Genomic DNA, 359 nt, shown 5'->3' with positions numbered 1-359 from the left:
CAAATATGTTGTTGAGTAAAGCTCAAGCGCAAAACAAACACAAAGCACCTGTCATCGAAAGAGATTATGCAGAACAATTTCAAGACTCTTTACAGCGTACTTACCTAAATAGAATGGTCAGAGAAATTACCAATATGGCATTTGGTGAAGACTCTGAAGACAGCATATTTAATCAAGACTCTATATTTATGAGTGGTGACTACCAAATTGAAGTGATCACCAGTACCACAGATACTATTACTGTAAAAATAACAAATATGCTAGATGGCACCATTGTAATCATCGAAGTACCGAGGTTTGGATAATGTATAAACTGCTAATAACAATAATATTACTTACTTTAACGGGCTGTACAACGA

At 34.8% G+C, this 359-nt stretch carries 1 protein-coding gene; it reads left to right on the top strand.

Going from position 1 to position 359, the window contains the following annotated elements; genetic code table 11:
* On the top strand, nt 1-305 hold a 305-nt coding region (locus tag AAEZ18_RS18470; protein ID WP_352255850.1), incomplete at its 5' end, for a curli assembly protein CsgF.
* Nucleotides 306-359: the final 54 nt, after the last annotated feature.

This window comes from Pseudoalteromonas sp. 19-MNA-CIBAN-0066, assembly GCF_040308705.1.
GTDB lineage: Bacteria > Pseudomonadota > Gammaproteobacteria > Enterobacterales > Alteromonadaceae > Pseudoalteromonas > Pseudoalteromonas nigrifaciens.
This window is presented reverse-complemented; position numbering and strand designations above follow the sequence as displayed.